General features: G+C 65.6%; 24 protein-coding genes. 16 read left to right on the top strand and 8 right to left on the bottom strand.

The window, feature by feature from the left end:
* Nucleotides 1-8: 8 nt before the first annotated feature.
* Together ACLD02_RS15160 and ACLD02_RS15155 are read right to left on the bottom strand one after the other, a co-directional pair.
* Complete coding sequence (locus ACLD02_RS15160) at nt 9-1,151, bottom strand: oxygenase MpaB family protein (protein WP_410299083.1); 1,143 nt, start codon at nt 1,149-1,151, stop codon at nt 9-11.
* 73 nt (nt 1,152-1,224) lie between these two features.
* The gene (locus ACLD02_RS15155) at nt 1,225-1,995 is read right to left on the bottom strand and encodes an alpha/beta fold hydrolase (protein WP_203099742.1); all 771 of its coding nucleotides are present in this window, start codon (nt 1,993-1,995) and stop codon (nt 1,225-1,227) included.
* A 97-nt stretch (nt 1,996-2,092) separates the two neighbouring features.
* Here ACLD02_RS15155 and ACLD02_RS15150 point away from each other — a divergent pair, with 97 nt between their 5' ends.
* The 4 genes from ACLD02_RS15150 (at nt 2,093) to ACLD02_RS15135 (ending at nt 6,591) form a co-directional block, all read left to right on the top strand.
* Nucleotides 2,093-3,523: an AarF/UbiB family protein gene (locus ACLD02_RS15150; RefSeq protein ID WP_203099744.1), complete on the top strand. Its 1,431-nt coding sequence runs from the start codon at nt 2,093-2,095 to the stop codon at nt 3,521-3,523.
* Between the two features lie 183 nt (nt 3,524-3,706).
* Nucleotides 3,707-4,930, top strand: coding sequence for a Re/Si-specific NAD(P)(+) transhydrogenase subunit alpha (locus ACLD02_RS15145; RefSeq protein WP_203100382.1), 1,224 nt, complete (start codon nt 3,707-3,709; stop codon nt 4,928-4,930).
* Nucleotides 4,930-5,205, top strand: coding sequence for an NAD(P) transhydrogenase subunit alpha (locus ACLD02_RS15140; RefSeq protein WP_161385650.1), 276 nt, complete (start codon nt 4,930-4,932; stop codon nt 5,203-5,205). Before ACLD02_RS15145 ends, ACLD02_RS15140 begins: the two co-directional genes overlap by 1 nt.
* Nucleotides 5,206-5,208: 3 nt before the next feature.
* Nucleotides 5,209-6,591: an NAD(P)(+) transhydrogenase (Re/Si-specific) subunit beta gene (locus tag ACLD02_RS15135; protein ID WP_238400751.1), complete on the top strand. Its 1,383-nt coding sequence runs from the start codon at nt 5,209-5,211 to the stop codon at nt 6,589-6,591.
* Between the two features lie 171 nt (nt 6,592-6,762).
* Here ACLD02_RS15135 and thpR read toward each other — a convergent pair whose 3' ends face one another.
* Nucleotides 6,763-7,272, bottom strand: a complete 510-nt coding sequence (gene thpR / locus ACLD02_RS15130) for an RNA 2',3'-cyclic phosphodiesterase (protein ID WP_410299082.1) — start codon at nt 7,270-7,272, stop codon at nt 6,763-6,765.
* Between the two features lie 125 nt (nt 7,273-7,397).
* On the opposite strand from thpR, the gene ACLD02_RS15125 reads away from it, so the two are divergent.
* From ACLD02_RS15125 to ACLD02_RS15105, 5 genes are all read left to right on the top strand, one after another.
* The gene (locus ACLD02_RS15125; protein ID WP_338015147.1) at nt 7,398-8,255 is read left to right on the top strand and encodes a DMT family transporter; all 858 of its coding nucleotides are present in this window, start codon (nt 7,398-7,400) and stop codon (nt 8,253-8,255) included.
* A 124-nt stretch (nt 8,256-8,379) separates the two neighbouring features.
* Nucleotides 8,380-9,324, top strand: a complete 945-nt coding sequence (locus ACLD02_RS15120; RefSeq protein ID WP_203099750.1) for an alpha/beta fold hydrolase — start codon at nt 8,380-8,382, stop codon at nt 9,322-9,324.
* Between the two features lie 52 nt (nt 9,325-9,376).
* The gene (locus tag ACLD02_RS15115; RefSeq protein WP_203099752.1) at nt 9,377-10,042 is read left to right on the top strand and encodes a class I SAM-dependent methyltransferase; all 666 of its coding nucleotides are present in this window, start codon (nt 9,377-9,379) and stop codon (nt 10,040-10,042) included.
* A gap of 183 nt (nt 10,043-10,225) precedes the next feature.
* Entirely contained in the window at nt 10,226-12,607 is a 2,382-nt protein-coding gene (lon, locus tag ACLD02_RS15110) for an endopeptidase La (RefSeq protein WP_203099754.1), read from the top strand.
* Nucleotides 12,591-13,313 (top strand): RluA family pseudouridine synthase, encoded by a 723-nt coding sequence (locus tag ACLD02_RS15105; protein ID WP_410299081.1) that lies wholly within the window; start codon nt 12,591-12,593, stop codon nt 13,311-13,313. The genes lon and ACLD02_RS15105 overlap by 17 nt, the downstream gene beginning before the upstream one ends.
* Before the next feature lie 46 nt (nt 13,314-13,359).
* Here the strand turns inward: ACLD02_RS15105 and ACLD02_RS15100 are convergent, their stop codons facing one another.
* Nucleotides 13,360-13,707 (bottom strand): SET domain-containing protein, encoded by a 348-nt coding sequence (locus ACLD02_RS15100; RefSeq protein ID WP_338015148.1) that lies wholly within the window; start codon nt 13,705-13,707, stop codon nt 13,360-13,362.
* 44 nt (nt 13,708-13,751) lie between these two features.
* Here ACLD02_RS15100 and ACLD02_RS15095 point away from each other — a divergent pair, with 44 nt between their 5' ends.
* The 3 genes from ACLD02_RS15095 to ACLD02_RS15085 are packed head-to-tail and all read left to right on the top strand — an operon-like array spanning nt 13,752 to nt 17,627.
* Nucleotides 13,752-15,155: a haloalkane dehalogenase gene (locus ACLD02_RS15095; RefSeq protein WP_410299080.1), complete on the top strand. Its 1,404-nt coding sequence runs from the start codon at nt 13,752-13,754 to the stop codon at nt 15,153-15,155.
* Nucleotides 15,156-15,159: 4 nt separating this feature from the next.
* Nucleotides 15,160-16,824, top strand: coding sequence for an ABC1 kinase family protein (locus ACLD02_RS15090; protein ID WP_410299079.1), 1,665 nt, complete (start codon nt 15,160-15,162; stop codon nt 16,822-16,824).
* A gap of 20 nt (nt 16,825-16,844) precedes the next feature.
* Nucleotides 16,845-17,627 (top strand): M48 family metallopeptidase, encoded by a 783-nt coding sequence (locus ACLD02_RS15085; RefSeq protein WP_203099760.1) that lies wholly within the window; start codon nt 16,845-16,847, stop codon nt 17,625-17,627.
* Nucleotides 17,628-17,642: 15 nt separating this feature from the next.
* Here the strand turns inward: ACLD02_RS15085 and nfuA are convergent, their stop codons facing one another.
* Nucleotides 17,643-18,236: a Fe-S biogenesis protein NfuA gene (gene nfuA / locus ACLD02_RS15080; protein ID WP_410299078.1), complete on the bottom strand. Its 594-nt coding sequence runs from the start codon at nt 18,234-18,236 to the stop codon at nt 17,643-17,645.
* A 135-nt stretch (nt 18,237-18,371) separates the two neighbouring features.
* On the opposite strand from nfuA, the gene ACLD02_RS15075 reads away from it, so the two are divergent.
* The 4 genes from ACLD02_RS15075 (at nt 18,372) to ACLD02_RS15060 (ending at nt 22,278) form a co-directional block, all read left to right on the top strand.
* Entirely contained in the window at nt 18,372-19,691 is a 1,320-nt protein-coding gene (locus ACLD02_RS15075; protein WP_410299077.1) for an MATE family efflux transporter, read from the top strand.
* Between the two features lie 28 nt (nt 19,692-19,719).
* Entirely contained in the window at nt 19,720-19,950 is a 231-nt protein-coding gene (locus ACLD02_RS15070) for a DUF2970 domain-containing protein (RefSeq protein WP_203099764.1), read from the top strand.
* Between the two features lie 164 nt (nt 19,951-20,114).
* Nucleotides 20,115-21,764: a nitrite/sulfite reductase gene (locus ACLD02_RS15065; protein ID WP_410299076.1), complete on the top strand. Its 1,650-nt coding sequence runs from the start codon at nt 20,115-20,117 to the stop codon at nt 21,762-21,764.
* Nucleotides 21,757-22,278: a DUF934 domain-containing protein gene (locus ACLD02_RS15060; RefSeq protein ID WP_410299075.1), complete on the top strand. Its 522-nt coding sequence runs from the start codon at nt 21,757-21,759 to the stop codon at nt 22,276-22,278. The genes ACLD02_RS15065 and ACLD02_RS15060 overlap by 8 nt, the downstream gene beginning before the upstream one ends.
* Before the next feature lie 123 nt (nt 22,279-22,401).
* On the opposite strand, the gene ACLD02_RS15055 is transcribed toward ACLD02_RS15060, so the two are convergent.
* From ACLD02_RS15055 to sohB, 3 genes are read right to left on the bottom strand one after another with little or no spacing between them, the layout of a single operon-like run.
* Nucleotides 22,402-23,445, bottom strand: a complete 1,044-nt coding sequence (locus ACLD02_RS15055; protein ID WP_410299074.1) for a zinc transporter ZntB — start codon at nt 23,443-23,445, stop codon at nt 22,402-22,404.
* 15 nt (nt 23,446-23,460) lie between these two features.
* Nucleotides 23,461-24,453, bottom strand: coding sequence for a YhdH/YhfP family quinone oxidoreductase (locus tag ACLD02_RS15050; protein ID WP_203099772.1), 993 nt, complete (start codon nt 24,451-24,453; stop codon nt 23,461-23,463).
* A gap of 23 nt (nt 24,454-24,476) precedes the next feature.
* The gene (gene sohB / locus ACLD02_RS15045; RefSeq protein WP_203099774.1) at nt 24,477-25,529 is read right to left on the bottom strand and encodes a protease SohB; all 1,053 of its coding nucleotides are present in this window, start codon (nt 25,527-25,529) and stop codon (nt 24,477-24,479) included.
* Nucleotides 25,530-25,538 lie beyond the last annotated feature (9 nt).

Raw genomic sequence — 25,538 nt, 5'->3', positions numbered from 1 at the left:
GCCCTGGATCAGGCCAGGGCCTTGAACCCCCAGCGGGCCGGATCGCCCCCCAATCCCACCTTGAGGGTGCGCCGGCCCAGACCGTGATTGAAATCCTCCAGGCGCCGCTTGGCCGCGTCCGGCAGCAGCCGCTGCCCAAGGCTGGCGGCGCCCAGCGCGGCGCGCGTCAGACGCACCGCCGCCGCCGAGGACACCCGGCTGTGCAGGTTTAGATCATCGGCCATGGCGTCGCCGATCAGATACCGGCTTACCGCCACCAGCACGTCATAGGGAAGATGAAACGGTGGCTTGTTGCTCATGTCGCGCAGCAACGCCTTGGCCAGCGCCTCGCTGTCCCCGGTGGGATCATAAAGGTGAGAGGTAAGCTGCAGCGCCAGCACTTCCTGCTCCTCCAGACTGGTGGTGAGCAGCGCTTCGTCCACGCCCAGCAGGTAGCCCGCGTAGCGCCAGAAGTAATGCATCGCCTCGTGCTCTTCACGGCTGATGTACAGCCCCATGCGCTTGAGCCCACGCACCACCATGTAGTCGAATTCCAGCACCGTGCCGGCCATGTCCTCCTGGTTGATGGGCAGATCGTAGCGGTCTTCGTCCCAGTCACCGCGTTCGGCCAGGAAACGGCGTACCGCGGCATGCAGGAGCCGCACTTCCATCACCGTGCGGTGGCCAAGCCCTCCCGGGCGCAAGCCGTCCGGAGCCGCGATGTTGTGCAGCATCTGACCGGTTTCGTAGATGCGCCGGGAGACATCCTTTTGTAAACGACCGGTGGCCACCAGTACCTGGGAGGGTTTGTTGTGGGCATAGCCCTCCACCAGGCTGGAACACATCAACACCAGCCCCTGCAGGGCGCCGTGACGGCGATACATGCGCCGGCCCAGTTCCATGGCCTCGAAGTCCACCCAGCCCGGCACCGTGAAACAATGCTCCAGGAAGTCCCGGTAGACGCCGCCCTCCTCCCCGGCACGTCGCTCGACCTCCTCCAGCAAACCGGAAGGACGACGGAACGGGACCGATTCCAGACAACGGTCCGCCAGCGGGTCCTGGACCCGGCGCCAGCTCTGCAACCGGGAATGGGAATAGCGATCGAACCAGATATGCTCCCGGGGCGTGCTCGGGCCCGCCCGCAGGCGGGCCAGTTCGGTGGGCGTGGCCATGATTGTGCTCCTGATACCGGGCCGGCTCAGAACCGGCGGGTTCTGTACACGCTAGAGCGCCACCCGGGCGCGGTCAAGACAGCGGATTCGCCCAGCGGACCAGGGTATCGGTCAACCAGGCCGGTGCGTCCAGGGACAGGTCATGGCCGGCGTCCGGATGCACCGCCAGAGGCCGCTCCCAGGCCCGCGCCAGGGCCCGGGAACAGTCCGGGTGCACCAGTCGGTCGCCGGCGCCGTTGATCACCAGCACCGAAGGCCCCTCGGGCAGCCTCGCCGGCGCCCGGAAACGGGCCGCCGCCCACAGCTGGCGCACGGTATTGGCGGCGGACACCGGTCGTGCCCGATCCACCGCCAGGAATCGCCGGGCCACCGCGTCCCGCTCCAGCGGCGACAGGTGGTTGGTGGTGATATCCAGAATCATGCGCTCCCGGGCCAGCCGGTCGCGGCTCAGCAATCCCTGGCACAGAATCCGTCCATAATTGCCAGGGCGCAGGCGCCGCCAGAACGGGCTGAACGGCGCCGCGCTGGAATTGATCAGCGCCGCGGCGGCCACCTGCCGTGGATACCGTTTCAGCCATTCCACCGCCACCATGCCGCCCAGCGACAACGCCACCAGACGCACCGGCCCTTCCACGCCAAGGCCGGCCAGTTGATCCCGGGCGGCGTCCACCATGGCCGCCACCCGCGCCGGGCTGCGTTTCCGGTGCAGCACGCCGTTACCCGGCAGATCCAGGGGCAGCACCCGGTGGCCGCTGCCCAGCGCCGAGGCCAGGCGCTCGGCGAACCCCTCCCAGTGGGCCTGCTCGCGCACCAGCCCACGCAGCAGAATCCAGGTGGTCTGCATATCCATCCCCATGTAGGTATTCGAGGCATCCCACGATAGAATGCGGGGGCGTTCGGGACCCCGCCGTCCCCTCTGTTCATCGTTGGCGCGAGGCACTATGGCACGAAAAACCGTGAAACGGGTAAAGACCGGCTCCCTGGAACGCCGCTTCTCACTGGCCCGGGCCGGTTTCCTGGCCGGCGCGCGCTACGCCACCACCAGCGCCGGCGGCCTGTTCAGCAGTGCCGACAAGCGCGAGGCGCGGCGCCGGGAAAATTTGTCCGAGCGAGCCCGGGAACTGGTCGACGAACTCGGTCGGCTGAAAGGCTCGGTGGTCAAGATCGGCCAGATGATGGCGCTGTTCGGCGAGCACTTCCTGCCCGAGGAGGTCACCGCCGCCCTGCATACCCTGGAGAACAGCACCACCGCCCTGGAATGGCCGGCGGTTGAGAAGCATCTCAAGCAGCAACTGGGCACCGTCAAACTCAGCGAGCTGGACGTGGACCCGGAGCCCCTGGGGGCCGCCAGCCTGGGCCAGGTACACCGGGCCCGGCGCAAAAGCGACGGTCGCCAACTGGTGCTCAAGATCCAGTACCCCGGCGTCGCCGACGCCATAGACTCGGATATGCGTGCCCTGGTGCGTCTGTTGAAACTGAGCCGGCTGGTGCCGATCACCGAGCAATTCAACCAGTGGCTCGATGAAGTGCGCGCCATGCTTGGCCGCGAGGTGGATTACGACCTTGAGGCACACACCACCCGACACTTCCGCCAGGCGCTGCTCGACGATCCGCGCTTCGTGGTGCCGGAGGTGTTCGGCGACTACTCCACTCACAACATTCTCTGCCTGTCCTACGAAGAAGGCGTGCACATCAGCGACCCGTCGGTGACCGAGCTTGGCCAGGAACGGCGCAATTTCCTGGGCCGCGCGATCATGGAGCTGTGCTGTCGGGAGGTGTTCGAGTGGGACAAAATGCAGACCGACCCCAACTTCGGCAACTACCTGATGCGGGTCGGCGAGGATGGCCGCGACCAGATCGTGCTGCTCGATTTCGGCGCCATTCGTGATTTCGATGACGATGTGCTGGGGCCCGGCCGGGAAATGATCCGCGCCGCCTGGTATCACGATACCGACCGCCTGGTGGATGCGATGCGCGCCCTGGGCTTTTTGTCCGGCGATGTGCCCCGGCGCCTGCTGGATGATTTCGCGGCGCTGTGTTTCGAGGCCATCGAAGCCCTGCAGGACCCGGACCGCTTCCCGCCACCGCCCTCGGTGGTCAATGAAAAGGGTGAATATCTGTGGGGCGAAAGCGACCTGCCGAACCGGGTGATGAACCGCGCCAGCCGCACCGCCCTGTCGGTGCATTTCGACGTGCCGCCCAAGGAATTCATCTTTTTGTTCCGGAAATTGCTGGGGGCTTACACCTTTTTACATGTGATCAAGGCACAGGTGCGCGGAAACACCATTCTGGAGCCGTTCGTGCATATGCGGGAAGCGTCGGACCGGGCCATTGTTGATCAAAAACTGAACAAAACTGAGAAAAAACGGTGATCTTTCCGCTCAATTATTGACCGTTCGTCCAGTGGACAGACATTTCTTGTTTGCCAAGCTGGTCACTCCACAATAAGGTTAGCAGCCTGCTCGGCGGCCGGTTTGAATAAACCGGCCGTTTTTCGAGGTCCCGGAAAAAAATCCGGGACCGGTTTGACGAACCATAAGATGGGGGTAACGCAGGTGATTATCGGTGTACCCAAGGAAATCTGCCCCGGCGAGGAACGGGTGGCTCTTACGCCCGCCAACGTCGGCGCACTTTTGAAGAAGCAAGGCGTCGAGATTCTGATCGAACACGGCGCCGGCGAGGCGGCTGGCTTTACCGACGGCGAGTACGAGAGCGCCGGCGCGAAGCTCGTCGACAGGGACAACGTCTTTTCCAACGCTCAGGCTATCCTGCAAGTCCAGACTCCGGGTAGCAATACGACCAATGGCGATAAGGATCTGGACAACCTGAAAGCCGATCAGTTCCTGATTGGCATGACGGATCCACTCGCCAATCCTCAATTCGCCCAAACCCTGGCCGACCATAAGGTCACCGGCATCGCCCTGGAACTGATTCCGCGCATCACGCGCGCCCAGTCCATGGACGTGCTGTCTTCCATGGCCATGATCGCCGGCTACAAGTGCGTGCTGCTGGCGGCCAACGCCTCGCACCGCATGTTCCCGATGAACATGACCGCCGCGGGCACCCTGAACGCCTCCCGGGTGTTCGTGATGGGCGCCGGCGTGGCCGGCTTGCAGGCCTGCGCCACCGCCAAGCGTCTCGGCGCCATCGTGGAAGCCTACGACGTGCGTCCGGCGGCCCGTGAACAGATCCTTTCAGTGGGCGCCAAGCCCGTGGAACTGGACCTGGATACCGGCGAGGCGGAAGGCTCCGGCGGCTACGCCAAGGCCCAGGGCGAGGACTTCCTCAAGCGTCAGCGCGAACTGATGACCGAGGTGATCAAGGAAATGGACGTGGTGGTCACCACCGCCGCCGTTCCCGGCGCCAAGAGCCCGATCCTGGTCACCGCCGACATGGTCAAGGCGATGAAGCCCGGTTCCGTGATCGTCGATCTGGCGGCGGAGCGCGGTGGCAACTGTGAGCTCACTCAGGCCGGCGAGACCGTGGTGGAGAACGGCGTGCTGATCATCGGCCCCACCAACGTGCCCTCCTCCGTGCCGTTCCATGCCAGCCAGATGTTCGGCAAGAACATGGAAAACCTGCTCAACCTGCTGCTCGACGACAACGGCGACCTGCAACTCGATTTCGAGGACCAGATCGTGGCCGACACCGTGATCAGCCACGCCGGCGACGTGCCCCAGGCACGGCTGCGCGAGATGCTGGGCCTGCCGGAACTCAAGAAAGCCGAACCGGAAGCGTCCGACGACGCCGAAGGCGACCACGGCGAGGAGGACAAGTAATGGACTTCGTGGCACAGCTTACCCTCTTTGTACTGGCGATCTTCCTGGGTGTGGAACTGATCACCAAGGTACCGCCGACCCTGCACACTCCCTTGATGTCCGGCTCCAACGCGATCTCCGGCATTACCCTGGTGGGCGCCCTGATCGCCGCCGGCTCCGACGCGGGTCTTCTGATCAACGTGCTCGGCTTCATTGCCGTGGTGCTGGCGACCATCAACGTGATTGGCGGCTTCATGGTCACCAATCGCATGCTCGCGATGTTCAAGAGGAAGTAACCCATGCAGATTTCCGATAACTGGATTGATATCGCCTATCTGATCTCGGCCATTCTCTTCGTTCTTGGCATCAAGGGCCTGACCAAGCCGAAGACCGCCGTTCGCGGCAACATGCTGGCGGCCGCCGGCATGGGCGTGGCCTGTGTGGTCACCCTGCTGCACCGCGACATCGTCACCTATGAAATCATCATCGCCGGCGTCATCGTCGGCGGCGTGATCGGCGCCATCCTGGCCAAGAAAGTGCAGATGACCGCCATGCCACAGTTGGTGGCCCTGCTTAACGGCTTCGGCGGCGGCGCGTCCTTCGCGGTGGCGGCGGCGGAGTTCTTCCGCGGCGGGCACCCGGACGTGGTGGGCATCATCGCCACCGGCGCGGCGGTGCTGATCGGCGCCGTCACCCTGACCGGCTCCTTCGTGGCGTTCGCCAAGCTGCAGGAACTGATCGGCGGCAAACCGATGGGTTTCCCCGGCATGAAGCTGGTCAACGCGCTGCTCCTGATCGGCTCCCTGGTGGCGATCGGTTACCTGGTGATGAACCCGGGCACGCCGCTCGTGTTCTGGGCGCTGGCCATCGCCGCCGCCGTCCTCGGCGTGCTGCTGGTGCTGCCGATTGGCGGCGCCGACATGCCGGTGGTGATCGCGCTGCTCAACTCTTACTCCGGTATCGCCGCGTCCGCCGCCGGTTTCGTGATGGGCAACAGCGCTCTGATCGTCACTGGTTCCCTGGTGGGCGCCTCCGGTCTGATCCTCACGCAGATCATGTGCAAGGCCATGAACCGCTCGCTCACCAACGTGCTGTTCGGCGTGATGGCCGAGGCCGGCGAAGCGATGGATCAGGACGAGGTGTACGAGGGTAAGATCAAGTCCACCTCCGCCGAGGAAGTGGCCATGGTGCTGGAAACCGCTCAGCGCGTGGTGATCGTGCCCGGCTTTGGTCTGGCCATGGCGCAGGCCCAGCACGCGGTGCGCGAGCTGGCCGATACCATCGAGGCCCATGGTGGCGAGGTGGAGTACGCGATTCACCCGGTGGCGGGCCGTATGCCCGGCCATATGAACGTGCTGCTGGCGGAAGCGGAAGTGCCCTACGACAAGCTCAAGGACATGGACGCGATCAACCCGACCTTCGAGCAGACCGACGTGGCCATCGTGCTCGGCGCCAACGACGTGACCAACCCGCTGGCCCGCGAGGACAAAGGCAGCCCGATTTACGGCATGCCGATCCTCAACGTGGACAAGGCCAAGACCGTGGTGGTGGTGAAGCGCTCCTTGAGCCCGGGCTTTGCCGGCCTGCCCAACCCGCTGTTCGCCAAGGACAACACCCTGATGTTGTTCGGCGATGGCAAGGGTGCCGTGGTGGACATCACCACCGCCCTCAAGGAAGGCTGATCGCCGCGATCATCCGACCCCAGGAAGCCCGGCCTCGCGCCGGGCTTTTTTGTGGCTGACCGTTTGGCTTGGCCGCGCGTTCGTGGGCCGGTCTCTCCATCAGGGCCGCGTCTCGTCGTGGTCCCCCTTCCGGGAACGCCGCCCCGCCGCGCCTGGCGCGGTCGTGCCCCTTCAATCCGTGCCGGTGGGCCAGCGCGCCAGAGCGCGATAGCCGTCCTGTTCCGGCGGGCTTTGGTAGAACATCACTTCGCGCACTGGCAGGGTCCAGGGGCCCGGCACCGGGTTGGACTCGGTCGGCGCGGGCAGCCGCGCCAGGGTCACGTGGGGCAGGAAGCGCCGTGTCTCTGCCGCCACGCCCGCGTCTCGCAGCACTCGCCAAACCGCTCCGTGCAGGGCCAGCAGGCGTGGGTCCCGTTCCGCCAGGGCCGCCAGGACGCGACCACCGGCGCGGGGGAACACGTCCACCGCCGGCAGCGTCAGGTCGAAGGCCGGCGTGGCGGCGGCGATGCCGGCCAGGGCCGGCCACAGCGCCCGGGCCCAGCCGCCGGACCGTTCGCCAAGAAAGGCCAGAGTCAGGTGCAGGTCCGTGGCGGCTACCGACCGAGCCCGGGCCGGCAAGGGCAGGCGCCCCAGCGCGGCGCCCGGCTCGGCGGGGACCGGCAGGCCGATGAAACAGCGCATGTCGGGTGTTCTCCATGGTCAGGGCGGCGTGCCGGCGTTAGAATGCCGCCCCCTATCGCGAGATGGCGCATGAGCACTCAAGCACGCATCCTCCCTCAGTTGCCCGGCAAAGGCCAGCCGGCCCGGTGAACCACGAGGGCACCGATCAGCCGATCAAGGGCGCTTTGCTGCTGGTACTGGGTGAAGGTCTGCTGGCGGTGATGGCGGCGATGATCAAGCATCTGTCCGACACCATGCCGGTGGAGGTCATCGTGTTCGGTCGCAACCTGTTGGGCCTGGCGGTGCTGATGCCGGTCCTGGTGGCCAGTGGCGGCATCCGCGATCTGCGTACCGGACACCTGGGGCTGCACTTCATTCGCGGTTTCACCGGCGTGTCCGCCATGTTCTGCTTCTTCTATACCATCGCCCATATTCCGCTGGCCGAGGCGGTGCTGGTGAAGATGACGGTACCTTTCTTCCTGCCGCTGGTGGCCTGGCTGTGGCTGGGTGACCGCATCAGCGGCCATACCTGGCTGGCGATTCTGATTGGTTTCGTGGGGGTGGGCGTGATCCTGCAGGCCGGTCATGGCGCCGTCGACCCGGTGATGCTGGTGGCCCTGGCCGGCGCCATGATCATGAGCATCGCCAAGGTCAGCATTCGTCGCATGGCGGCCAGCGAGCCGCCGCACCGGGTGGTGTTCTACTTCTCCCTGTTCGCCACCCTGTTCTCCGCCCTGCTGCTGCTGCGCGTGCGTCAGTGGCCCAACGCCGAGGAGGCACTGTGGATGCTCGGCATCGGCGCGGTAGCGATCGGCGGCCAGTTCGCGATGACCAATGCCTACCAGATCGCCCGACCGGGCCAGGTGGGGGTCTACAATTATTCCGCCGTGGTGTGGGCGGCGCTGCTGGGCTGGGTGTTCTGGGGCGAAACCCTGGTGCTGTCCACGGTACTTGGCACTCTGCTGATCATCGGCGCCGGTATCTGGAATCTGAAAACCCGCTGAGCCCCTCCCCGACCGCTTCTTCACGCTTTACCGTTTTTGACCTTTCCGGCGCTGCCAACCGGGGGGCGGATCAACTACGCTGACCTTTCCTGGGGGACAATCACGGATAATAAAGGAGCGCCCCATGGTATTACGCACCATCTTTCTGGTCGCCACGCTGACCCTTCTGGCCGGCTGCGACACCACCCGCCACTGGGCCTACGACCAGGGCATGGCGTTCGAGAAATGGCGTGCCGGCCTGGACGATCGCCATGTGGAAACCAAGGATGGCCTGAACTGGCATGTACTGACCAGCAACGGCGACCGGGACGCGCCCGTGGTGGTGCTGATCCACGGCTTCGGCGCCGACGCCCGCAACTGGATCCATTTCGCCAACCAGGTGGAAGGTGATTACTATCTGGTGATCCCGGATCTGCCCGGCCACGGGCAGACCACGCCGCGCACCACCGACATGGATTACGACATCAGCACCCAGGCGGAGCGCCTGTTCACCCTGCTCGACACCCTCGACGTGGACCGCTTCCATGTGGCCGGCAACTCCATGGGCGGCGCCATCGCCATCGAGATGGCGCGCCGCCAGCCGGATCGCCTGCTGTCACTGGGTCTGGTGGACTCCGCCGGCCTCACCCTGCAAACCGCCGAGTTCCTCAACGCCCAGGAACAGGCCGACCGCAACCCGCTGATCCCGCACAGCGCCGAGGAATTCCATACCACCCTGGACTGGGCCTCGGAACGCTCCGTGGGCATCCCCGATTTCGCCATCACCCTGATGGGCGAGGAAAAGGCCGCCAATGCCGATGTCGCCGAGAAGGTGTGGCGGGACATCAACCTGGACCCCGCCATGCGCCTCAAGGGGCGCGGCGTGCTGCCGCGGGTCAAGACACCGACACTGATTCTGTGGGGCCGCGAGGACCGTTTGCTGAGCCTGGATAACGTCCGTGTGTTCGAGCAGGAGCTGCCCGACGCCCGAGCGGTGGTACTCGACGGTGTCGGCCATGTACCCATGGCGGAAGCCCCGGAGGAGAGCGCCGAGGCGTTCCGCCAGTTCTGGAACAACGTCCAGCCTTGATCCCCGACGCCGGCGCCCTTAATGTCGTTGCTTTTCCAAGGCGCCGGCTTCCATGACCCAAGACCTTCCCGAATTCGAGATTCCGCGCATTCAGCGCGGCGAGCCCCACACCGTCCAGACCCGTGGCCTGACCCTGCTGCGCAGCGGCCACCGGGCAGTGCGCCGTCTCAAGCGCGAGCATGAGCCATCGATCCACGGCAACAAGGTGTGGAACTCCAGCTTTCTGATCATGGACGAGCTGACCCGCCTGCAGCGGCGCGGTGAAGTGGGCCCTCAAACGCACCTCATGGACATCGGCTGCGGCTGGGGCCCGCTGTCGATTTTCGCCGCCAAGCGGCTGGGCTGCCGGGTCACCGCCGTGGACGCGGACGCCGATGTCTTCCCCTACCTGGCGCTGCACGCCGCCATCAACAAGGTTGAGGTGGAGACCCTGCGCTGCCGCTTCGAGCGCCTCACCAAGCAGCGCCTGGCCGGCGTGGACGTGATCACCGGCGCCGACATCTGCTTCTGGGACGAACTCACGCCGGTGCTGTTCAACCTGATCCGCCGGGCCCTGGGTCAAGGCGTGAAGCGGATCATCATCGCCGACCCGGGCCGCTCCCCCTTCTATGCCCTGGCCGAGCGTTGCGAAGCGCGCTTCAACGCCCGGGTGGTGGAACGCCGCACGCAAACGCCCCGCTCACTGAGCGCCGACCTGCTGATCGTCGAAGGCGACTGACGTTCGCGGGGCCGCAGGGTTGTAGGAGCGACTTCAGTCGCGATCATGCCCGTGCCGTCGGCATCGCGACTGAAGTCGCTCCTACATGCCCACGACAAGCACGATGAGCCATTGAAAACGTGATAGCCGGCGCCATCTTTTAATGCATTCGTTTTCCGTGATGCTTGTCAGCGAGTCGAGTCAATGAGTCAGGACGATAATCAGACCACCATCGAACAAGGTACCCCGCAAGGCGCTCTGGCGCTGCCCGATAAAACCCTGCCGCAACGGGTTTATCTGATCCCGGTACGCGAGCGCCCCTTCATGCCCGGCCTGGTGCAGCCACTGCTGCTCGACGCCGAGCAATGGCGCGCCACCCTGGAACGGGTCGGCCAGACGCCCCACCATGCGCTCGGCCTGGTCTACGTAGGCGACCGCGACCCGGACGACGTTGACCCGGAGCAGTTCCCCCAATATGGCTGCCTGGTGAAGATCCACGCCGTCAACGGCGAGGACAACCAGCTCCAGGTGGTGGCCCAGGGTCTGGCCCGCTTCCGCGTGGAGGGTTTCCTTAGTCGCAAACGCCCGTTCATGGCCGAGGTCAGTTACCCGGAATCCCGCGACGAGCTGGATGAGGGCCTGCGCGCCTACGCCATGGCGATCATCAACACCATCAAGGAGCTGCTGCCCCTCAATCCGCTCTATAACGAGGGACTCAAGCACTACCTGCAGAACTTCTCCCCCCGGGACCCGTCGCCGCTTACCGACTTCGCCGCTTCCCTGACCAGCGCCAGTGGCGATGAACTGCAGGAAATCCTGGAAACCGTGCCACTGCGCGCGCGCATGGAGCGGGTGCTCACCCTGGTGAAAAAAGAAGTGGAAGTAGCTCGGTTGCAGAACCAGCTGCGTGAGGAGGTCAACGAAAAGATCACCAAGCATCAGCGCGAGTTCTTCCTCAAGGAGCAGCTCAAGGTAATCCAGCGGGAGCTGGGCCTGGAGAAAGACGACCGCACCGCCGACGCGGACGAGTTCCGCGAGCGCATGGAAGCCCTGAAGCCGCCGGAGGCGGTGAAGAAACGCTTCGAGGAAGAGCTGCGCAAATTCAGCGTGCTGGAATCCGGCTCGCCGGAATACGCGGTCACCCGCAACTATCTGGACTGGCTGACCAGCGTGCCCTGGGGCGTCTACTCCGAGGACAACCTGGACCTGGGCCACGCCCGCGCCACCCTGGAAGAACACCACAGTGGCCTCACCGACGTGAAGGACCGCATCATCGAATTTCTTGCCGTGGGCGCCATGCGCGGCGAAGTAAAAGGCTCGATCCTGCTGTTGGTGGGCCCGCCCGGTGTCGGCAAGACCAGTATTGGCCGCTCCATCGCCGAGGCTCTGGACCGCCGCTTCTACCGCCTGAGTCTCGGCGGCATGCGTGACGAGGCCGAGATCAAGGGTCACCGCCGCACCTATATCGGCGCCCTGCCCGGCAAGCTCACCCAGGCGCTCAAGGACGCCGGCACCGGCAACCCGGTGATCATGCTCGACGAGATCGACAAGCTCGGACAATCGTTCCAGGGCGACCCGGCCTCCGCGCTGCTGGAGGTGCTCGACCCGGAACAGAACCAGGACTTCCTGGACCACTATCTGGATCAGCGCCTGGACTTGAGCCACTGCCTGTTCGTGTGCACCGCCAACACTCTGGACTCGATCCCCGGCCCGCTGCTGGATCGCATGGAAGTGATCCGTCTGAGCGGCTACATCACCGAGGAAAAGGTGGCCATCGCCCGCAACCACCTGTGGCCCCGGGCGCTGGAACGGGCCGGCGTGAAACCGGCCCAGCTGAAGATCAGCGACAGCGCGCTCAAGGAAATCGCCGAGGGCTACGCCCGGGAAGCCGGCGTGCGCAACCTGGAGAAGCAGCTCAACAAGATCATCCGCAAGGCGGCGGTGCGGCTGCTGTCCGGCGAGAAGAAGCTGAGCGTTACCGGCAAGAACCTGGAGGAGTTTCTCGGGCAGCCCTATTTCCAGAAAGAGAAGACCCAGCGTGGAGTCGGCGTGGTCACCGGCCTGGCCTGGACCGCCATGGGCGGCGCCACCCTGTCCATCGAGGCTACCCAGGTGCACGCCCATCAGCGCGGCTTCAAGCAGACCGGCCAGCTTGGCGATGTGATGAGAGAATCGGCGGAAATCGCTTACAGCTATGTGGCCAGCCACCTGCCCAGGTTCGGCGGCAGTGCCGACTGGTTCGATGAATCCTTCGTGCACCTGCACGTGCCGGAGGGGGCCACGCCCAAGGACGGCCCCAGCGCCGGCATCACCATGGCCACCGCCCTGGTGTCCCTGGCCACCGGCAAGCGGCTGCCGCGCAAGCTGGCGATGACCGGCGAGCTGACCCTCACCGGCCAGGTGCTGGCGGTGGGCGGCATCCGCGAAAAAGTGATCGCCGCGCGCCGGGTCGGCATCCGCGAGCTGATCCTGCCCAAGGCCTGCGAGCGGGACTACAAGGAATTGCCGGACTATCTCAAGAAGGGCATGACCGTGCACTTCGCGGAACGCTACCAGGACGTCCACGACATTGTCTGGGGACGGTGACCGGGACTCGGGCGGCGGGCCGCGCCGCCCTACCCGCGCCGAGCAGCCGGCGCGCTACATCGTGCCCGAATGCCGGGAACCGGTCACCGAGCTGTACCGGGACGACCATATTCTGGTGGTGAATAAACCGCCGTTCCTGCTCAGCGTGCCGGGCCGCGCTCCGGAAAACCGGGATTGCGTTACCACCCGTCTCAAGCAGCGCGATCCGAAGCTGCGTCTGGTGCACCGCCTGGACCTGGACACCTCGGGAGTGATGGTATTTGCCCTGACCCGGGCGGCGCAGAGTGGCCTGAGCCGCGCTTTCCAGCAACGCCGGATCGCCAAGGCCTATCAGGCGGTGGTGCAAGGGCTGGTGGGCGAGGAGCAAGGTGAGATCGACCTGCCGCTGTGCCCCGACTGGCCCAACCGGCCACTGCAGAAGGTGTGTTTCGAAACCGGCAAGCCGGCGCTTACCCGCTGGCGGGTGCTGGAGCGCGCCCCAAACCTGCAACACACCCGCCTGCGGCTGATGCCGGTCACCGGCCGCAGCCACCAACTGCGCATTCATTGCCGGGAAATCGGCCACCCGATTCTGGGCTGCGACCTGTACGCGCCGGCGGAGGTGCTGGGACGCAGCGATCGCTTGCTGCTGCACGCCGAGACGCTGGCGTTCAACCATCCGATCACCGGTTTATGGAGCGAATTCCATTCACCGGTGCCGTTCTGAAGGCGATCGCGACTGAAATCGCTCCTACGGCAATTCCGGATCGCGATCAGCTCCAGTCCTCGCCGTAATCGTGCAGCAATTCCTGCCCCGTCTTGATGTTCTTCAGGGCCACCACGGTGAGGTCGTCGTAATAAGCCACGTTCGGCTTCTTGGCGTGGTTGATGTAGCGCAGGTCGCAGAGCACCCGGTAGCGCTCCTCGCCCTCGTCGTCCAGCCACAGCACATAGGGACCGTCACCCCTGGCCGGCTTGGTCTTGAGCACGCCCAGCACGGTATCGCGGGGGATGGCTGCCCGGGCGAACAGCCCACGGCCATGGATCGGGCTTTCCTTTACTTCCACCAGGTCCTTGCGCACGAAGGGTTTCGCCATGGTCATCACGCTTGCAGTCGTCATCGGGGCCGTGGCATCTTGCCAGAAAAGCCGCCGGGACGCATGGCATGGGATTCGCCGACTACCCGTTCACCTCGCGCTACCAGACCATAGACGGTCATCGCCTGCATTACATCGACGACGGACAGGGCCCCACCCTGCTGTTCCTGCACGGCAACCCCACCAGCAGCTACCTGTGGCGCAACGTGATCAAGCCGCTGCGCGACCGTTACCGCTGCGTGGCGCCGGATCTGATCGGCTTTGGCCGCAGCGACAAGCCGGAGCTGGATTACCGCTTCCTGACCCATTACCACTACATCCGCGAATTCGTCGCCGCCCTGGACCTCAACGACGTGACCCTGGTGCTGCACGACTGGGGCGGGCCCATCGGCTTCCGGCTGGCGCAGCAGGAACCGCGCCGGGTGGCGCGGCTGTGCTTCATGGAAACCTTCCCGTTCACCTTCGATTGGGAAGAATTCCCGCTGGCGGCACGGCCGTTGTTCTTCGCGTTTCGCCGCCAGCGCCTGTCCTACTGGTTGCTGCAGCGGCACAACCTGTTTGTCGATCTGGTACTGCGCCTGAGCACCTTCCGGCCACTGCCCCGCAGTGTCATGGCCGCCTATCGCGCCCCCTTCCCGGATGCGCGCAGCCGCTATCCGATCCGCGTGTTTCCTGGCGAACTGCCGATCAATGACCGCGACACCGAGGCCCACCGCGCCATCGAGGAGATCGAGCGGGGCCTGGCCGGCATGCCGCAGCCCATGTTGCTGCTGCATTTTCACCCCGGCGCGGTGCTTGGCCGCAGCCGGGTCGCCTGGCTGGCCCAGCGCCTGCCCGATCTGGAAGTGGTGGACGGCGGCCGGGGCCTTCATTACGTGCCGGAGGATCGCCCGGAACGCATTGCCGAAGCGCTGGAGGACTGGCTGCGCCGGCGCCTGCCGGAACCGGTCCGGGGCGCCTTGCCGGCAGCCCGGGTTGCCGCCGAGGACGACCGCTTCGGCGGTGTCCTGACCTGGACCTTCGCCGACACCGAGCACGGCGGCATGGTGGCGGCATGGTCATCCCATGGGCTGGTAATGCTGAGTTTCGCCGAGGACGTCGATGACGGCCGCGCGCAACTGGCGCGGCGCTTCCCCAAGGCTTCCCTGGAGGCCGCCGACCAAGGCGCCATCGCCAACCTGTTGGCGGCGCCAGCGGCCACCCCGCTGCACCTGGTGGGTACGCCGTTCCAGCGGGCGGTCTGGCGTGCCCTGCTGGAGATTCCCCCGGGCCAGACCCGCCACTACGGTGAGCTGGCCCATGCTCTCCGTAGCCAGGCCCGGGCAGTGGGCAGCGCCGTGGGCAGCAACCGCATCGCCTTGCTGGTACCCTGCCACCGGGTGGTGCCCCGGGCCGGTGGCCTGGGCGGCTACCACTGGGGCGTGGCGCGTAAGAAGGCGCTGCTGGCCGCGGAAGGCGTCAAGGAACCCTGACACCATGAATTTGCTGCACACCGGCCGCGATCTGCGCCGTATCAACCAACTGGCGGCGGTACTTCTCAAGTATGGTTTCGCCGATATGCTGCGCCGGCTGGGGCTGGCGACGCCGGTGGAGCAGGCCGGCCGCCTGGTGCGCGCCGGCGGCGACCACCGCATGCTGCGCATGGGCACCGCCGAGCGCCTGCGTCATGCCCTGGAGGAAATGGGGCCTACCTACGTGAAGCTGGGCCAGGTGCTGGCGACCCGGGTGGATCTGTTCCCACCGGACTGGATCGACCAGTTCGAGCGCCTTCAGGACCGCGCCCGTCCGCTGCCCTTCGACAGCCTGCGCCCGGCGGTGGAAGCGGCCCTGGGCCAACCTCTCGAGCGCCTGTTCGCCGCCGTCGACGAACAGCCCCTGGGGGTGGCCTCCATCGCCCAGGTGCACGGCGCCGTCACCCGACGCGGCGACCGGGTGGTCATCAAGGTGCGCAAGCCCGGTATCGAGGCCATGATCCATTCCGATCTGCGGCTGCTGGATCAACTCGCCAAGCTGGCCTCGGATAACTCCGAGGAACTACGCCGCTACCGCCCCGTGGAACTGGTGCGCGAGTTTCGCCGATCCCTGACCCGGGAACTGGATTTCACCATCGAAGCGCGCAACGCGGAGCGCATCCGTCGCAACCTGCGCGCCTTCAAGTGGCTCACCGTGCCACGGGTGTACGGCACCCTGAGCGGGCCCTCCTTGCAGGTACAGCAGCGCATCGACGGCATCCCGGCCCGAGCCCTGGATCAACTCGATGCCGCCGGCCTGGACCGGCCCCTGATCGCCCGGCGCGGTGCCCTGGTGGCCTGGAAAATGGCCCTGGAGGACGGCTTCTTCCACGCCGACCCCCACCCCGGCAATTTCCTGATCCTGCCCGACAACCGCATCGCCATGCTCGACTTTGGCATGGTTGGCAAGCTCAGCGACGGGCGCCGTGACCAGGTGGTACGTCTGGTGCGCGCCGTGATCACCCGGGAATCGGAACACGCGGCGGCGGTGCTGGCCGGCTGGTCCGACGGTCAGCCGGTGCAGTTCGAGGCTCTGGTGGCGGACGTGGAGGACGTGGTCTCGCTGTATTACGGCCTGCCCCTGGCGCAGCTGGATCTGGGCGCCCTGCTGACCGACATCACCGCGTTGATCCGCAACCATGGTCTGGTGCTGCCCGCCGACATCGCGCTGCTGCTCAAGGCGCTGCTGACCCTGGAGGGGTTCGGCCGGCTACTCAACCCGGATTTCGACCTGATCGAGGAAGCCCGGCCACTGCTGCAACGGCTGGTGCGCCAGCGCTACTCCCCGCGCCGCCTGGCCCGCAGCCTGAGCCTGCGCGCCCTGGAGATGGTCGACCGCGCCTACGCGCCGCCCACCGCGCCGGGCGCGCCGCGCCCGGGCCAGGAGAACGGCCTGGACCCGCGCCATCTGGAGGCGCTGGTGGCTCGGCTGGAACGCGGTCAGTACCGCCAGGTACAAACCTTGCTGGCCGCCGCCGCCCTGATCGGTGGCAGCCTGATGCTGGCCGGTCGGGTGCCACCGGCCCCTTGGGGCATCTCCGTGCTCGGCGTGCTGCTATTATTGGCTGGCGGGCTGTGGTCCACATGGCTACTCTGGGTCGCCCGCCGCCACCTGCGCGAATGGAAATGAACAAAAGGAGTATCAATACGATGAAACGTCTCGCCCTGCCCGCCCTGACGGTACTGTTGCTGGCCGCCTGCGCCACTTCGCCGCTGGGCCGCCAGCAGTTCCTGTTGCTGCCGGCTTCGGAGATGGACCAGATGGGGATTCAGGCCTATTCCGAGATGAAGCAGGAGCAACCGACGGTCAGCGGTACCGCCGAAGCACGCTACGTGCAGTGCGTGGCCGACGCCATTACCTCGGTGGTGGACTCCGATCAGGAGTGGGAAGTCACCGTATTCAAGGACGATTCCGCCAATGCCTTCGCCCTGCCCGGCGGCAAGATCGGCGTGCATACCGGCCTGCTCAAGGTGGCCAAGAACCAGGACCAGTTGGCGGCGGTGATCGGCCACGAAGTGGGTCACGTGATCGCCCAGCATTCCAATGAACGCATGTCGATTCAGTACGCCACCCAGACCGGCACCCAGCTGGTGGCCGCTCTCGCCGGCGGCGACAGCGCCGAGAAACAAACGCTGATGGGCCTGCTCGGCGTGGGCGCGCAGTATGGCGTGCAGTTGCCGTTCAGCCGCAAGCACGAGGCGGAGGCGGACGTCGTCGGTCTGCAACTGATGGCCGAAGCCGGCTTCAATCCGGAACAGAGCGTCGATCTGTGGCGGAACATGGCCGCCGCCGGCGGCTCGGCGCCTCCGGAATTGCTGTCCACCCACCCCAGCAACGAGACCCGCATCCAAGGGCTGCAGGCACGGTTGCCGGAAGTACGGCCGATCTACCAGCAGGCCCGGGCCGCCGGGCGTCGGCCGAACTGCGGGTAGGGTTCAAGGCGGGGCTTACTGGTAGTAGGCGTTCTCGGTCACGGTGTGGTCGGTCTTGTCGCGCACGCCGGTAAGCTCCGGGAGCTGCTCCATCAGGGTCCGTTCCACGCCATCCTTGAGGGTCACGTCCACCACCGAGCACCCCTGGCAGCCACCGCCGAATTCGAGAATCGCCACGTTTTCGTCGGTGAGCTCCAGCAACTGCACGTTGCCGCCGTGAGCCGCCAGATTCGGATTGATCTCGGCGTACAGAATGTAATTGATGCGCTCTTCCAGGGTGGCGTCCGGGCTGATGTCCGGTACCCGCGACTTCGGCGCGCGGAAGGTAAGCTGGCCACCCATGGAGTCCTTCTTGAAGTCGATCACGGCGTCTTCCAGGTAACGCACGCTCTTGCCCTCGATGAAGGCGTGGAAGCCTTCGTATTCATAGCGCACGTCTTCGTCTTCCTGCTCGCCGTCCGGGCAGTAGGCCATGCAGCACTCCGCGTGCGGGGTGCCAGGGCGTTCCACGAAGATGCGCACGCCGATGCCGTCCTGGTCCTGGCGGGACAGCAGGTCGCGCAGGTACTCCTGAGCGGAGTCTGTGATGCGGATAAGAGGTTCGGTCATGCCGTTTCCCGGTTGCCACTTTCCTGACTATTTTAGTCAGGTACTGGCCGGTTGCAATGGGCCCACGCTATCGCTGGGGTAGAACCGGCCTTTCTGCTAAGGTGCCCGCTTCCTTGGACCGGGACCCTTCGATCCGTGCTACTCCGCAGCCGACGCATTCTTGCTCTGGCATTGCCGATCATGGCCGCCATGGCCAGCCAGAGCCTGCTCAACCTGGTGGACGCCGCCATGGTCGGCAGCCTGGGCGGCCAGGCTCTGGCGGGCGTGGGACTGGGCGGTTACGCCGCTTTCATGTCGATCAGCGTGGTGATTGGCCTGGGCGCCGGCGTTCAGGCCATGGTGGCACGCCGCAAGGGCGAGCGCGCCGAGGCCCACTACGCGGTGCCGCTGAACGCCGGGCTGGCGCTGGGCTTCGCCCTGGCGGTGCCGATTTCCTTACTGTTCTGGGTGGCCAGCCGGCCCGCCATGGGGCTGCTGGCGCCAGACCCGGAGGTGGCGCGGATCGGTAGCGCCTACCTGGACATGCGCCTGCTCAGCGTCTGGGCGGTGGCCATGAACTTCAGCTATCGCGGTTACTGGAACGGCATCAACCGCCCCCTGGTGTACATGCGCACCCTGGTGATTACCCATGTGATCAACGTGGCGCTGAGCTATTGCCTGATCTTCGGTCATCTCGGCCTGCCCGCCCTGGGCGCCGCCGGCGCCGGGCTGGGCACCAGCCTGGCGCTGTACATCGGCAGCGGCCTGTATCTGTTGCAGACCTGGCGCCACAGTCGCGAGCACGGTTTCCTGCGCGAATGGCCACCGGCGCTGACCTTCCGCCACATTCTGCGCGTCAGCCTGCCCAACGGCGTCCAGCAGTTCTTCTTCGCCGGCGGCCTGACTCTGCTGTTCTGGGTGATCGGCCGGGTCGGCACCGAGGAAGTGGCGGTGGCGCACATTCTCATCACCCTGATCCTGTTTCTGATTCTGCCGGCCATCGGGCTGGGGCTGGCGGCGGCGTCCCTGGTCGGCCAGGCCCTGGGGCGCGGCGATCCGGACGACGCCTATCGCTGGGGCTGGGACGTCACCCGGGTGGCGATCGTGCTGCTGTTCCTGCTGGCCTTGCCGATGTGGCTGATCCCCGACCAGGTACTGGGGTTGTTCCTGAAACAACCGGAACTGGTGGAACTGGGCCGCCTGCCACTGATGATCACCGGCCTGGCGATCTGCCTGGACGGCGTCGCCATCGTCTTCACCCAGGCGCTGCTGGGGGCCGGCGCGGCGCGCTCGGTGATGGTCGTCACCCTGGCGGTCCAATGGTTTTTCTTTTTGCCCCTGGCCTATATCATCGGGCCGGTGCTGGGTTACGGGTTGCTCGGCATCTGGCTGGCCCAGGCGGCGCAGCGTCTGATTACGTCTTCCCTGCTGTGCGGCCTGTGGCTCAAGCGCGGCTGGGCCGGCATTGAATTGTGACCCGTGCGGATCGCCTGTCGAGGTAACCATGAGCAGCAACGAACAAAAAGAGCCGGATCAACGTCCCCGTTTCATCCAGGTGGTGCACAGCGTGCTGGCCGCCGTTTTCGGCGTGCAGAGCGGCGCCAACCGGGAACGGGACTTCGAGAAGGGCAAGGCCGGCGATTACATCGGCGTCTACGTGGTGGTGGTGATCGCCATCGTCATCGGCATGTTCATCGTCGTGAACATGGTGCTCAGCGCCGCCCAGGGCGGCTGACGCCCGCCGCCCTGCCCCGCCCGCTTATGCAAGGTACGCCTAGAGATATAGCAATATATTTCTTTTAAGTATAAGCGGGCTTTGCTACATTCCCGCCCAAATCCGATGGGTAAAGAGATTACTCTTTACGAATCAATGCATTAAACAGTGCGCAACGGTATCTCATGTACGTTTATCAGGACTACGATCAACGGCTTCTGGAAGAGCGGGTAGCCCAGTACCGCGACCAGACCCGGCGCTACCTGGCCGGCCAGTTGAGCGAGGACGAGTTCCTTGCCCTGCGTTTGCAGAACGGCCTCTACATTCAGCGCTACGCACCCATGCTGCGCATCTCGGTGCCCTATGGGATGCTTTCCAGCGCCCAGTTGCGTACCCTGGGCGCGATCACCCGTGAGTACGACAAGGGCTTTGCCCACGTCAGCACCCGCCAGAACATCCAGCTCAACTGGCCCCAGGTGGAGGAAGTCCCGGACATCCTCGCCGAACTGGCCAAGGTGCAGATGCACGCGATCCAGACCAGCGGCAACTGCATTCGCAATATCACCACCGACGAATACGCCGGCGTCAATCCCGGTGAGGTGGAAGACCCCCGCCCCTGGTGCGAGATCATTCGTCAGTGGTCGACCTTCAACCCGGAATTCGCCTACCTCCCGCGCAAGTTCAAAATCGCCGTGAACGCGGTGCCCGACGCGGACCCGGCGGTGATTGGCGTGCATGACATCGGCGTGCAGGTGGTGCACGGCGCCGACGGCGAGACCGCCTTCCAGGTGTGGGCCGGCGGCGGCCTGGGCCGCACCCCGATGACCGGTGCCCTGATCGGCGAATTGGTGCCCTGGCGCGATCTGCTTGCCTACCTGGAAGCGACCCTTCGGGTGTACAACAAATACGGTAACCGGGACAACAAGTACAAGGCGCGCATCAAGATTCTGGTCAAGGCCCTGGGGCCGGACCGTTTCCGCGAGCTGGTGGAGGCGGAATTCGCCGAGCTCAAGGGCGGCTCCATGACCCTCACCGAGGAAGAAGTAGCGCGTATTCGTGAGTGCTTCACCCGCCCCGACTACCGCGACGGCCAGGACAGCGGCGTCCTGGACAAGGCACTGGAGGAACACCGTGCCTTCAACCGCTGGTACCACACCAATACCCGGCCCCATAAGCAAGACGGCTACCGGGCGGTGACCGTGAGCCTGAAGAAAACCGGGCGTATTCCCGGTGACATCAGCGACGAGCAGTTCGAGAAACTGGCCGATCTGGCGGACCAATACAGCTTCGGCGAGGTGCGCAATACCCACCAGCAGAACATGGTGCTCGCCGACGTCGCCAAGGATGATCTGTTCGTGGTCTGGGAAGAGCTGGACGCACTCGGCTTCGCCACCCCCAACCTGGGGCTGCTCACCGACATCGTCGCCTGCCCGGGCGGTGACCTGTGCGCGCTGGCCAACGCCAAGTCCGTGCCCATCGCCGAGGGCATTCAGCGCCGCTTCGACGACATCGACTACGTGCACGATCTGGGCCCGCTGGACATCAACATCTCCGGCTGCATGAACGCCTGCGGTCATCACCACATCGGCCATATCGGCATTCTCGGCGTGGACAAGAAAGGCAAGGAGTTCTACCAGATCACCCTGGGTGGTCGCGGCGACAAGATATCGCGCATCGGCGAGAAGATGGGCCCCTCCTTCGAGTCCCACGAGGTCACCGACGTGATCGAGAAGATCATCAATACCTACGTGGACCGTCGCCTGGAAAACGAGCCCTTCATCGACACCTACGAGCGCATCGGCATGGACCCGTTCAAGGAGAGCGTCTATGGCTAACGCCAACCCCGAGCGGGTCATCGTCGACGGCGAGATCGTCGCCAACATCTGGACCCGTTTCGACGCGGAGCAACTGGAGGCCGCCGGCCTGCCGGACAAAGGCGCGGTGATCGTACCGCTGGCCTACTGGAAAGCCCACCGGGACGCCCTGCTGGAGCGCGCCGATCCGGTGGGGGTGTGCCTCGAGCCCGGCGAGGAGCCGGCGGATCTGGCCGACGATCTGCCCCGCCTGCCGCTGGTGGCGGTGCATTTCCCGGCGTTCAAGGACGGTCGCGGCTACTCCTACGCCCGCGAGCTGCGCACCCGCTACCGCTTCGAAGGCGAAGTGCGCGCGGTGGGAGACGTACTGCAGGATCAGTTGTTCTATCTGCACCGGGTGGGCTTCAATGCCTTCGAGGTGCGCGCCGACCGGGACATCGAGGAAGCACTGGAAAACGGTCTGCGACCGTTCACCATCACCTATCAGGGCGACGTGCACGACCCACGCCCGATTTACCAGCGCAGGCCGGCCTAGCCACCGCCCATCGCGGCTAACGCGGTACGCCGCCCGCTCCTACGGCAGTAGAATGCGGTAGGAGCGAGCGGCGTACCGTTTCAGCCGCAATGCGGCCGAGCCGGAATCCGAGCCTCTTCTGATTCACTTCTTGCGCAGTAACCACGAGGTGCGCGTCAGCACCCCCAGCCGCCCAAGGCGCACCGCCTTGCTGGCGCGGTCGCCGAACCAGCGCTGGCGCACCATCCAGAGCAGCAAGAACACCGAAATCACCCCCAGAAAGCCCAGGAACCACCAGAAGGCGTTCGGGTCCTCGACGCCGGGCATGCCGCCGATGTTGATGCCGAACAGGCCGGTGAGAAAACCCAGCGGCAGAAAGATCGCGCTGATGATCGCCAGCAGGTACATGCGATCATTGATCGCCTCGTTCTGCACCGAAAACACTTCTTCCTGGAGCAGCGTGGCCTGATCCCGGGCGGCGTCCAGATCCTCCACCAGGCGTGTCAGACGGTCTCCCGCTTCACGGACCATTTCCGCGTCATCACGGTCCAGGCGTGCGTCGCCCTGCAGCCGGCTGATCGCCTCTCGCTGAGGCGCCAGATAGCGACGCAGGGCAATGGCGCGCCGGCGTACGCCGCTGATGGCATGGGTCAGTGCCCGGTCCGGCGAATGTTCCAGCGCATCGGAGCACTGCCCCACCAGATCCTCCAGCCGCTCGATCACGTCCTCCATGCGCCAGGTCAGCCCATCCACCAGCCAGGCCAGCAATTCGGAACCGGACGCCGGTCCCTCGCCCTTGAGCAGGTTGTCACTGATCTCGTTGACGGTGAAAAGCTGGCGCTTCTGGGTGCTGATGATCAGGTTGTCCTTCAGCCACAGACGGATGGCGATCATGTCCTCGGGGCGGGCGTCCGGGTACAGATTCACGCCGCGTAGATAGACCAGCAACCCGCCGCCCACCTCCGCCGCCCGGGGCCGGGTATCCGGGGTGACCAGAGCCTCGGCCACGGCATCGGGGATCGACGGCTGCGCCAGCAGCCACTGGTAGGCGTCGTCGGCGGTGTAGTCCAGATGCACCCAGACCGGCTCGCGCCGCTCGGGCAGCCGCTCGCCAAGCGTGAAGGGCTCGGCGCCGCCGGCGCCGTCCAGTTGCAGGGCCAGCCTGGCCCAGGGGGGATTCTCGGCCACCGGATGCCTCCTGGTTCAGTCCGCGATCTTGACGACCACGCGCCCGCGCACTCCGCCTTTGAGAATGCGCTCGAACCAGTCCGGCAACTGGTCGCGGGTGACTTCCGCGGCTTCCAGCTTGGCCAGGTCGGGGCGCCAGTCGCTGGCCAGCAGCTGCCACATCTGCTGCTTGACCTCGCAGGGCAACTCAACGCTGTCCACGCCGAGCAGGTTGACGCCGCGCAGGATGAACGGGAACACGGTGGCATTCTCCAGCTTCGGCGAGCCGGCCAGGCCGCAGCAGGCCGCGCTGCAACCGTACTTAAGGCCCTTCAACGCGCTCACCAGGGCGTCGCCGCCGACGCAGTCCACCACCCCGGCCCAGCGGGGCTTGAGCAGCGGCTTCTCGAGCCCCTCCAGAAGCGCGTCCCGGCCCAGGATCTCGGCGGCGCCGAGTTCGCGCAGCCAGTCGTGGGCGTCCGTCTTGCCGGTAACCGCCACCACGGTGAAGCCCAACCGCGACAGAATCGACACCGCCGTGCAGCCCACGCCGCCGGTGGCACCGGTGACCAGCACTTCGCCCTGCTCCGGCTGCAGGCCGGTGTCCAGCAGCGCCTCCACGCACAGCGCGGCGGTGAGGCCGGCGGTGCCCAGCAGCATGGCGTCCCGGGGGCTCAGATCCGCCGGCAGCGGCGCCAGCCATTCGGCGGGCACGCGGATGTAATCCCCGTAGCCGCCGGCGGTGTTCATGCCCAGGTCGTAGCCGGTGCAGATGACCACGTCGCCGGGGCTGAACGGTCCGGCGGCGGCCTCTTCCACCACGCCCACGGCGTCGATGCCGGGGGTGTGAGGAAACGAGCGGGTGACGCCCTTATTGCCGCTGGCGGACAGGGCGTCCTTGAAGTTGAGCGATGACCAGGCGACCCGTACCAGCACCTCGCCCTCGGGCAGGTCGGTGAGTTCCCGTTCGCCCACGTGGCTGCGGTAGCCATCGTCGGTCTTTTCGGTGATCAGTGCCTTGAAACCCATGGGTCAGCTCCTTTGGTCGGGCATCAATGGAGCTGGCGCTGGCTACCCCGGTGCCAGAAACGGTCGATCAGGCGCTGCGCCGCGCCCTCCAGGGAAAAGCCCAGTTTTTCCGCCAGCTTGCGCTTGTATTCCCAGTTGAGCTCGTAGATGTCCACGTGCTCCTTGCGCCCTTGCAAGTATTCATCACTGGTCATGATATCGTCCACTAGGCCCAGGTCCCGGGCGCGGGTGCCGAACCAGTGCTCGCCGGTGGCCACGGTGTCGATGTCCAGGCCGCGACGGTGTTCGCGCACGAAGCTCTTGAACAGCTGGTGGGTCTCCTCCAGTTCTTCCTGGAATTTCTCACGCCCCTTGGCGGTGTTCTCGCCAAGCATGGTCAGGGTGCGCTTGTATTCGCCGGCGGTCATCAGCTCCACGTCCACGTCGTTCTTCTTGAGCAGACGATGGAAGTTGGGGATCTGGGCGACCACGCCAATGGAGCCGATCACCGCGAAGGGCGCCGCCAGAATGCGGTCGCCAATACAGGCCATCATATAGCCGCCACTGGCGGCGACCCGGTCCACCGCCACGGTGAGCTTGAGCCCCCGGCCACGCAGACGGCGCAGCTGCGACGCCGCCAGGCCATAGCTGTGCACCAGGCCGCCGGGGCTTTCCAGGCGCAACAACACTTCGTCGTCCTTATTGGCGACTTCCAGCACCGCGGTGATCTCGCGGCGCAGCCGCTCCACGTCGCTGGCCTGGATATCACCGTCGAAATCGAGCACGAACAGACGCGCCTTGCTCTTGGCCTCGGCCCCGGCCTTTTTGCGCTGCTTGGCCTTGGCCTTTTCTTCCTTGCGCTTTTTCTTGGCGTCGGCCTTACGCTCATCCGCCGGCAATACCTGATAACTGATGCTGTCGCGCAGATCCTCGAAATCCTCGTTGAGGCTGCGTACCCGCAGCTCCCCCTCCCGGGGGGTACGCTGGCGGTTGCGCATGGCGGTGGCGGCGATACCCGCCACCACAATCAAAATCGCCACCACGAGGGTGGCGACCTTGGCGAGAAACATGCCGTACTGATAAAGAAAATCGATCACCGTGTCCGT

The organism is Alloalcanivorax sp. C16-2, from assembly GCF_046507615.1.
In the GTDB taxonomy this organism is placed as follows: Bacteria; Pseudomonadota; Gammaproteobacteria; order Pseudomonadales; family Alcanivoracaceae; genus Alloalcanivorax; species Alloalcanivorax marinus_A.
Note: the sequence above shows the minus strand (reverse complement) of the source record. Positions and strands in the feature narration are given on the sequence as shown.